This window comes from Pseudomonas sp. R62 (genome assembly GCF_000257605.1).
In the GTDB taxonomy this organism is placed as follows: Bacteria; Pseudomonadota; Gammaproteobacteria; order Pseudomonadales; family Pseudomonadaceae; genus Aquipseudomonas; species Aquipseudomonas atacamensis.
In genome coordinates this window covers 127,519-136,005 of sequence record NZ_JH635999.1, presented here as the reverse complement: position 1 = coordinate 136,005, position 8,487 = coordinate 127,519, and the positions used below count along the sequence as shown (strand labels likewise).

General features: G+C 60.1%; 11 protein-coding genes. 9 read left to right on the top strand and 2 right to left on the bottom strand.

Translation table 11 applies throughout. The features are described 5' to 3' along the window. The coding region (locus tag OQK_RS19030) for an alpha/beta hydrolase (protein WP_038861396.1) at positions 1–712 on the top strand (712 nt) is incomplete at its 5' end. 99 nt (positions 713–811) lie between these two features. Continuing rightward, positions 812–1,603 carry a hypothetical protein gene (locus OQK_RS19025; protein ID WP_016773774.1) on the top strand — a complete coding sequence of 264 codons (792 nt, stop codon included), beginning with the start codon at positions 812–814 and terminating at the stop codon, positions 1,601–1,603. A gap of 58 nt (positions 1,604–1,661) precedes the next feature. Here the strand turns inward: OQK_RS19025 and prmB are convergent, their stop codons facing one another. Beyond that, positions 1,662–2,570: a 50S ribosomal protein L3 N(5)-glutamine methyltransferase gene (gene prmB, locus OQK_RS19020; protein ID WP_016773773.1), complete on the bottom strand. Its 909-nt coding sequence runs from the start codon at positions 2,568–2,570 to the stop codon at positions 1,662–1,664. A gap of 239 nt (positions 2,571–2,809) precedes the next feature. On the opposite strand from prmB, the gene OQK_RS19015 reads away from it, so the two are divergent. The 5 genes from OQK_RS19015 (at position 2,810) to OQK_RS18995 (ending at position 5,582) form a co-directional block, all read left to right on the top strand. Then, the gene (locus OQK_RS19015) at positions 2,810–3,400 is read left to right on the top strand and encodes a cysteine hydrolase family protein (protein WP_016773772.1); all 591 of its coding nucleotides are present in this window, start codon (positions 2,810–2,812) and stop codon (positions 3,398–3,400) included. Positions 3,401–3,531: 131 nt separating this feature from the next. Continuing rightward, positions 3,532–3,852: a hypothetical protein gene (locus tag OQK_RS19010; protein WP_016773771.1), complete on the top strand. Its 321-nt coding sequence runs from the start codon at positions 3,532–3,534 to the stop codon at positions 3,850–3,852. Between the two features lie 74 nt (positions 3,853–3,926). Beyond that, complete coding sequence (locus OQK_RS19005) at positions 3,927–4,484, top strand: Smr/MutS family protein (RefSeq protein ID WP_016773770.1); 558 nt, start codon at positions 3,927–3,929, stop codon at positions 4,482–4,484. A gap of 77 nt (positions 4,485–4,561) precedes the next feature. Continuing rightward, complete coding sequence (folE, locus tag OQK_RS19000; RefSeq protein ID WP_016773769.1) at positions 4,562–5,107, top strand: GTP cyclohydrolase I FolE; 546 nt, start codon at positions 4,562–4,564, stop codon at positions 5,105–5,107. Between the two features lie 103 nt (positions 5,108–5,210). Next, on the top strand, positions 5,211–5,582 hold the full coding sequence (locus OQK_RS18995; protein ID WP_016773768.1) for a glutathione S-transferase N-terminal domain-containing protein: 372 nt from the start codon (positions 5,211–5,213) through the stop codon (positions 5,580–5,582). Between the two features lie 137 nt (positions 5,583–5,719). Here OQK_RS18995 and OQK_RS18990 read toward each other — a convergent pair whose 3' ends face one another. After that, positions 5,720–6,886, bottom strand: coding sequence for an aminotransferase-like domain-containing protein (locus OQK_RS18990; RefSeq protein WP_016773767.1), 1,167 nt, complete (start codon positions 6,884–6,886; stop codon positions 5,720–5,722). An 81-nt stretch (positions 6,887–6,967) separates the two neighbouring features. On the opposite strand from OQK_RS18990, the gene OQK_RS18985 reads away from it, so the two are divergent. Then, positions 6,968–7,414, top strand: a complete 447-nt coding sequence (locus tag OQK_RS18985) for a MarR family winged helix-turn-helix transcriptional regulator (RefSeq protein ID WP_038861968.1) — start codon at positions 6,968–6,970, stop codon at positions 7,412–7,414. 291 nt (positions 7,415–7,705) lie between these two features. Then, positions 7,706–8,487, top strand: a 782-nt coding sequence (locus OQK_RS18980) for an NCS2 family permease (protein WP_038861394.1), incomplete at its 3' end; no start/stop codon positions are given.

The window sequence follows — 8,487 nt, the reverse complement described above, 5'->3', positions numbered from 1 at the left end:
GCTGGCCAAACACAACATCGCCAGCGTGCGCTACGACAAGCGCGGCGTCGCGGCGAGTCTGGCGGCCGCTCCCGATGAACGTGAGCTGTCAGTCGAGGGCTATGCGGCGGATGCCGTGGCGTGGGGGCAGAAGCTCAAGGCCGATCCGCGTTTCGGCAAACTGATTCTGCTCGGCCACAGCGAAGGCGCGCTGATTGCCAGTCTCGCCGCGCCGAAGCTGGACGCAGCGGCGGTGATCTCGCTGTCCGGCAGCGCGCGGCCGGTCGATGAAGTGATCCGCGAGCAACTGGCGCGCAGCCTGCCGCCGCCACTGATGCTGCGCAGCAACGAACTGCTCGACAGCCTCAAGGCCGGCCACACCGATGACAACGTGCCGCAACCGTTGCAGGTGATCTTCCGCCCGAGCGTGCAGCCGTACCTGATTTCGCTGTTCCGTCAGGACCCGGCGCAAGCCTTTGCCCAGCTGAAAATGCCGGCACTGATCGTCCAGGGCAGCAACGACATTCAGGTCGGCACCGAAGACGCGAAGCTGCTCAAGGCGGCGAAACCGGACGCGCAACTGACGGTGATCGAAGGCATGAACCATGTGCTGCGCATCGTCCACAACGACATGAAGCGGCAATTGGCCTCCTACAAGGACCCGAATTTGCCCCTGGCCGCCGAACTGGGCGCTGCCGTCATCGAATTTATTGACGGAATTCGTGCAAGTTAACTGCGTTTTACCCTCCAGCCTCACAGAAAACGGCCGATAAGCCTTTGCCGCCAGCGCAACGTCTGGCGGCAAGCAGGGCTTGGACAGGATCTCGCCGTTATGACTGAAACCCAGACTTCACCCGACACCAGCGCTGAAAAAGACGCACCGCCAGCGGTCGAACTGCCGTGGGCGGACGTTCAGGCCGAGCACCACAAGATGCTCCGCCTGGCGCCGCTGCAGACCGACCGCAACACCGGCGGCCGGCCGTTGCGCTTTGTCGAATTCGGTTACGCCGAGCGCAACAGCAAAGAACGCAGCCTGATGCGCATGGCGATCAAACTGCCCAATCAGCGCGTGCGCAAAGAGCAGAATCATCTCGATGTGTGGGTCGACCACGCGAGCAAACGTGTGAGTTTCGGTCCCGACAGTGGCTTGCAGATCGAACCGCTGAACCGCGGCATTGGTCGTTTCATGGCCGCGCAAGGCATCAACTGGGCGAAAAAACGCTGGCCCGGCTACATCGTCGACGGCATGGACCTGAACAACAAGGACGCGCTAAACGAAGACACTCGCTTGCGCCGCGACCATTTCCTGCGCGTGCACGGTTTCGATGTGGCTTACGCCGATGCCCAGCATTTGAAAGGCAGCATCAAGGCGGTGCAGGTCGGTGATCTGCTGGGTGACTGGAACAGCGAAAAGCTGCAGATCGTCGAAATTCTTGAAGCCGCGCAGATGCTCCAGCAGGCCGAACAGAATCTCGCCGAGCAGGAAGTGAAGCTGAAGAAGCAGGAAGAAAAAGTCAGCAAGTTCAAGCGCGAAGATGCCGGGTTGCGTTTCACCATTACGTGTCTGGTGGCGTTTGCGGTGTTTCAGGCGGGGTTGTTGATCTGGATTGCTACGCACCGCTGAGGGCTTGAGCGCGTACTGATCGTTCCCACGCGGAGCGTGGGAACGATCAGTCACAACCTTAGACGCGGGACGCGAACAGGGCCTGATGCGCGCGGCACTGCTCGGCTGTCAGCATGAACACGCCATGCCCGCCGCGCTGGAACTCCAGCCAGGCGAAATCGACTTCCGGGTACAACGCCTCGACGTGCACCTGGCTGTTGCCCACCTCGACAATCAACAAACCTTTCTCGGTCAGGTGATCCGCCGCTTCGGCGAGCATGCGCCGGACCAGATTCAGACCATCATCACCGCAGGCCAGGCCCAGTTCCGGCTCGTGCTGATATTCGTCCGGCATGTCGGCGAAATCTTCGGCGTCGACGTAGGGCGGGTTCGACACGATCAGATCGAAACGCTGACCCGGCAAACCATCGAAGCCATCACCCTGCACGGTGTAGACGCGCTCATCGACGCCATGGCGCTCGATGTTCTGGTTGGCCACTTCCAGCGCCTCGAACGACAGGTCCGCGAGCACCACTTCGGCATTCTGGAATTCGTAAGCGCAGGCAATGCCGATGCAGCCGGAACCCGTGCACAGGTCGAGAATCCGCGCCGGTTCGTTGCCAATCCACGGCGCAAAGCGGTTTTCGATCAGTTCACCAATCGGCGAACGCGGGATCAGCACGCGCGGGTCGACGATGAACGACATGCCGCAGAACCACGCCTCGCCGAGCAGATAGGCGGTGGGAACGCGATCTTCGATGCGGCGCTTGAGCAAGCGCTGCAGATTGACCAGTTCGTCATCTTCCAGCGCGCAATCAAGATAGCTGTCGGCGATTTCCCAAGGCAGGTGCAAAGCGCCCAGTACCAGCTGACGCGCCTCGTCCCAGGCGTTGTCGGTGCCATGACCGAAAAACAGATCCTCCCCATGGAAGCGGCTGACGGCCCAACGGATGTGGTCGCGCAGGGTACGAAGTCGGGAAGTGATCACGGCGTAGAACTCCAGAAAAAACGACTGGCGATTCTAGCAGCCAAAACGCGCGACGACGACGCAGGAAAAACCACGCGGTTCCGGTAGGAGTTTTCTTTTTTTTGCATCAGGCATTGAACGGAACGTGTAACTTGACAAGGCTGCAGGCCAAGAACGACGGCGCCTACGATGGTAGCGATTCACAGAACCGCTCAGCCAGAGGACAATGTCGCAAAAGCCCCACCCCGAGGAGCCCCAGAATGTCCGTTCCAAAAACGATGTTTCAACTCAGCGGTCGCGGTTACGCAGCGGCCACCCTGAGCCATGCCACCGTGGTCATCATCGATGCCCAGAAGGAATACCTCAGTGGCCCGCTGGCCCTGAGCGGCATGGACGCGGCCGTCGCGAACATCAAACAAGTGGTTGCCGCAGCCCGTGCCGCCGGTCGGCCGATCGTGCACGTGCGTCATCTCGGCACCGTTGGTGGCCTGTTCGACCCGCAGGGCGAACGCGGCGAATTCATCCCCGGTCTCGAACCGCAAGGCGATGAAACCATTATCGGCAAACTGCTGCCGAGCGCGTTCCATGGCACCGAACTGCTCGAGCGCCTGCAGAACCTCGGCTCGCTGGACCTGATCGTTTGCGGCTTCATGAGTCACTCCAGCGTCAGCACCACCGTGCGCGCGGCAAAGAACCTCGGTTTCCGCTGCACCCTGGTCGAAGACGCCTGCGCGACCCGCGATCTGCCGTTCAAGGGCGGCGTGCTCAGCGCCGAACGCGTGCAGGAAGCGGAAATGGCGATCATGGCCGACAACTTCGCCACGCTGGCCAAGACTCAGGACCTGATCTGATCCCGTCCTTGTGAGCGGTGCATTGGCGCCGCTCATCCGCTATATCCGCTGATTTGCCGCAAATGCCATAGCCTCAGGAACAACCCGGTCAACTCCCGGTCGAAGGGCCGATACCATTGAGGAAGGTCGGAATGAAGTTATCCGATGGATTTGACGCACGCCGTTTGCGGCCCAAAGGCCAAAGCAACTGGCGTTTTCGATTTGGCGCGGCGATCTCGGCCATTCTGGCGACGTTCGGCGTGCTGCTGGCGATGGCCGGCGCCGCCAGCCTGCTCGGCCGCCCGCCGGCGCTGGGTGACCTGAACGCATCACCGCTGGGCTCGGCAATCATGCTTGCCGTCGGCTTGCTGTTTCTGTACTTCGGCGTTGCTCTGTGGCGCCGCTGCCGCCGTCGCGCACGGCAATCGCGGGAACTGAACATGTCCCCGCATCTGATGAAAAAACACGACTGACCCAACGGCCTGGCTTTTTGCCGGGCCGTTTTCTGTCGACTTGGGTAAACTGGCCGCCCTTCGCGGAGGCTGACATGCAAGACGACGATTTTTCTCTGTTCAAAAGTGCGATCCAGGGCGTCAAACCGATCAAGCACGACCGCGCCGACACCGGCAAACCCAAGGCTGACCGCGCGCAGATCGCCAAGCTGCGTCAGTCCGCCACCGTGCGCAGCGACACCACCATCATTGACGGCTTGTCCGACCAGTTCGTGATCGACGTCGGCCCGGAAGACGAGCTGATGTGGTCCCGCGACGGCGTGCAGGAAAGCCAGATGCGCAAGCTCAAGGTCGGGCAGATCCCGTTCGAAGGCAGTCTCGACCTGCACGGCATGAGCGTGGAAAAGGCCCGGGAAACACTCTGGGCCTTTCTCGCCGAAGCAACCAAATTCGAAATCCGCTGCGTACGCGTGACTCATGGCAAGGCTGTGCGCCTGGATGGCAAGCGGCCGATGATCAAAAGCCACGTCAACACCTGGCTGCGCCAGCATGCGCAAGTGCTCGGTTTCTGCTCCTGCCAGGCCCGCCACGGCGGCGCCGGCGCGGTTTATGTGATGCTGAAACGGACGATGATGGAAGGCCGCGACGAATAAAGCCGTCACACCGAACTTGCAGGGTTGTGTCCGCCACCGTACCCTTGCCCTTTGCGAAAATCCCCACAGGTAGTTTCATGTCCCTGGAACAGAATTACACCGCGATTCTCGGCCAATTGGGCGAGGACGTGTCCCGCGAGGGCCTGCTCGACACGCCAAAGCGTGCCGCCAAAGCCATGCAGTACCTCTGCCGTGGTTATGCACAGACGCTCGAAGAGGTCACCAATGGTGCCCTGTTCAGCTCCGACAACAGCGAAATGGTGCTGGTCAAGGACATCGAGCTGTATTCGTTGTGCGAACACCACCTGCTGCCGTTCATCGGCAAGGCGCATGTCGCCTATATCCCGAGCGGCAAAGTGCTGGGCCTGTCGAAGGTTGCGCGGATCGTCGATATGTACGCGCGCCGCCTGCAGATTCAGGAAAACCTCAGCCGCCAGATCGCCGATGCCGTGATGCAAGTGACCGGCGCGCTGGGCGTGGCCGTGGTGATCGAAGCCAAGCACATGTGCATGATGATGCGCGGCGTCGAAAAGCAGAATTCGTCGATGATCACTTCGGTGATGCTCGGTGAATTCCGTGAAAACGCGGCAACCCGTAGCGAATTCCTCAGCCTCATCAAGTAATTCGCAACAGAAAAGAACCGGCGTTGATCGCCGGTTTTTTTTCGCCTGTGAAAAATCGGGTAAGCTGCGCGCCTTTCTTCATTTGCACCGTGAGGCTTTCAACGTGTTCGTCAAAGCGCTTCGTGTCGGCCTCGGCCAACTGGTTATCTTCATCGATTTCATCACCCGCCCGGGCAAGAAAAAACGCCCCGCTGCTGCTCAGGCGCAAGTCGACGCTGCCGCGAAAGATCTGACGCTGTATCAGTTTCACGCCTGCCCCTTCTGCGTGAAAACCCGCCGCGCCCTGCATCGTCTGAATGTGCCGGTGGCACTGAAAGACGCGAAGAACAACGAGCAGGATCGCCAGACTCTGCTGGAACAGGGTGGCCGAATCAAAGTGCCTTGCCTGCGTATCGACGAGAATGGGCAAACCACCTGGATGTATGAATCCAAGGTGATTATCGATTACCTGGATAAGCGGTTTGCGGCGGTCTGATGTTAATGGGTTGGAGCGCTAGCCGCTTTCGCGAGCAGGCTCGCTCCCACCCTTGAAACGCATCCCGTCCTGTGGGAGCGAGCCTGCTCGCGAAGAGGCCCGCACTGACAACGCCGGCCCTTGAGCCGGCGTTTTTGCTAGGCCGCCCTCTCCATCTGCGCCCGCCGCACCACCGCCGCCAACCGCTTCAACCCCTCATCCAGCCGCGCCGGATCAATGTGGCTGAAGTTCAAGCGCAAATGCCCATGATGCTTGTCCGGCTCAGGAAAGAACGGCTCACCGGGCATGAATGCCACATCATTGGCCAACGCCTCATTGAGCAATGACCGGGTGTCCAGCGGTTGCTTCAACGTCAGCCAAAAAAACAGCCCGCCCTGGGGCATGTTCCACTCAGCCAGATCGGTAAAATGCAGTTCCAGCGCCAACTGAAACGCGTCGCGCCGCTGCCGATAGAAATCCCGCAACTCGCTCAAATGCTGTTGATACTTCTGCGAGCCGATCCATTGCAGCGCCTGCCACTGGCCGATGCGATTGGTGTGCAGGTCCGCCGATTGCTTGAGTTTGAGCAGGTGCGGGAACAGATCCGGACTGGCGATCAAGTAACCGACACGCAAACCCGGGAGCAAGGTTTTCGAGACGGTGCCGGTGTAGATCCAGCTGGCTTTTCTCAGACGCGCGGCAATCGGCTTCGCGCTGCCACCATCGAAAGTCAGTTCGCGGTATGGCTCATCTTCAATCAGCGTGACGCCAAATTCATCGAGCAATGCCGCGACCGCTGCGCGCTTGGCCTCGCTGTAGCGCACGGCGGAAGGATTCTGGAAAGTCGGGATCAGGTAGATAAACGCCGGGCGATGCTGCTCTAAACGATTACGCAATTGCGCCAGATTTGGGCCGTCGGCTTCCTGCGCCACAGTCAGGCAGTCGGCGCCGAACAGCTGGAAGATTTGCAGCGCGGCCAGATAAGTCGGCGCCTCCAACAGAATTTCCGTGCCCTTGTCGATGTACAGCTTGGCCGCCAGATCCAGGGTTTGCTGCGAGCCGCTGACCACCAGCACCTGACTCGCCTCGCATTCAAGGCCCAGCGCCCTCGCCTCTGCCGCCAGCGCCTCGCGCAAGGCCGGCTCGCCTTCGCTCATGCCGTACTGACCAAGGGATATCGGCATCTCGTCCCACTTCACCTTCGGCAACATCGCTTCAGCAGGCAGGCCGCCGGCGAATGACATCACCTCTGGACGCTGGGCGGCGGCGAGGATTTCTCGGATCAAAGAACTTTTCAGGCGCGAGACACGTTCGGAAAAAGCCATGGTGGTCACCGTAGCGAGGCAGGTAAAAAATGAGTCAAACTGGTTGACTGAAACTACGACAGCTTGAGCGAGTACGTCAACATGCTTGACCTTAAAAACCCCACTAGTCAGCAACAGGCCATGGAAGCGTTCTTCTTCGGCTATCAGGCGTTCACGGCCAAGGCGGATGAAATGCTCGAGCGCCGCGGACTCTCGCGGGTGCATCAGCGCATCGTGTTTTTCATCGCGCGCTATCCGAACCTGAGTGTAAAAGAGTTGCTGGCCCTGCTGGGCGTGAGCAAACAAGCGTTGAACATGCCCCTGCGCCAGTTGCAAGAAATGCATCTGGTCGACAGCGTCGCTTCACAGACGGACAAGCGTAAGCGCCTGCTTGAGCTGACCGCGGAAGGCGCGAAGTTCGAGCAGGCGTTGCGCCGTGAGCAGGTGAAATTGCTTGAGCGGGTGTTTGCCGAGGCTGGGGAAGCGGCGGTGAATGGGTGGTTGGCGGTGAATCTGGCGCTTGGGGGCAGTCAGACGCATCTCGAGTGACAGGACCGTCCTCTCCGCGAGCAGGCTCGCTCCCACATGGGAACGCTTTTCAAAGGTGGGAGCGAGCCTGCTCGCGAAGCCATCCAGGATGGCCATATATCCCTATCAGCAAAAAAATCGGCGACAAAAACCAAAACAATATTTGCTTTATTTGTACACAAAAGCATAATCCACTGCGTGCGAGTTCCTGACTACACGGTCAACAAATTCGCGTATGCCTCAAAGGGCCGCTGCCACCCCTCATGGGTCCGGCCCTGGAAATAACAATAAAACTCTTGAGGAGTACTCGCTGTGGAAAGCCGCAAATCCGAAGCACCGCCGCTCGAGCTCACGCCGCCATTACGCAATGGCCTGCTGGAGCGTCTGTTCAAACTCAGCTTGCATGGCACCACGGTGAAGACCGAGCTGATTGCCGGTCTGACAACCTTCATCACCATGGCTTACATCATTTTCGTCAACCCGAACATCATGGCCGATGCCGGGATCGATCACGGTGCAGCCTTCGTCGCCACCTGCATCGCCGCCGCGCTCGGCTGCCTGTTGATGGGGCTCTACGCCAACTGGCCGGTCGGCCTGGCGCCGGGCATGGGCCTCAATGCTTTCTTCACTTACACCGTGGTCGGCACCATGGGCTACAACTGGGAAACCGCCCTCGGCGCGGTGTTCGTCTCCGGCGTGCTGTTCATGTTCCTGACCTTTTCGCGGATTCGCGAGTGGCTGCTCAACAGCATTCCGGTCAGCCTGCGGTTTGCCATGGGCGCCGGTGTCGGTCTGTTTCTGGGCCTGATCGGGCTGAAGACTGCCAGCATCGTCGTCGACAGCCCGGCAACGCTGATCAAACTTGGCTCGCTGCGCGAACCCGGCCCGTTGCTCGCCGCGATCTGCTTCCTCATGATCGCGATCCTCAGTTACCACCGCGTATTCGGCGCGATCCTGATCAGCATCATCACCGTTACCCTCGCCGGTTGGGGCCTGGGTTTGGTCCATTACGAGGGCATCATGTCCGCGCCGCCGAGCCTGGCGCCGACCTGGATGGCAATGAACGTCGCCGGCGTGTTCAACGTCAGCATGAT

What these genes read in the sequence shown, in the direction of transcription:
- OQK_RS19025 (WP_016773774.1), top strand. Translation starts at nt 812, where the DNA reads ATGACTGAAACCCAGACTTCACCCGACACCAGCGCTGAAAAAGACGCA.
- OQK_RS19015 (WP_016773772.1), top strand. Translation starts at nt 2,810, where the DNA reads ATGTCCGTTCCAAAAACGATGTTTCAACTCAGCGGTCGCGGTTACGCA.
- OQK_RS19010 (WP_016773771.1), top strand. Translation starts at nt 3,532, where the DNA reads ATGAAGTTATCCGATGGATTTGACGCACGCCGTTTGCGGCCCAAAGGC.
- OQK_RS19005 (WP_016773770.1), top strand. Translation starts at nt 3,927, where the DNA reads ATGCAAGACGACGATTTTTCTCTGTTCAAAAGTGCGATCCAGGGCGTC.
- folE (WP_016773769.1), top strand. Translation starts at nt 4,562, where the DNA reads ATGTCCCTGGAACAGAATTACACCGCGATTCTCGGCCAATTGGGCGAG.
- OQK_RS18990 (WP_016773767.1), bottom strand. Translation starts at nt 6,886, where the DNA reads ATGGCTTTTTCCGAACGTGTCTCGCGCCTGAAAAGTTCTTTGATCCGA.
- OQK_RS18985 (WP_038861968.1), top strand. Translation starts at nt 6,968, where the DNA reads ATGCTTGACCTTAAAAACCCCACTAGTCAGCAACAGGCCATGGAAGCG.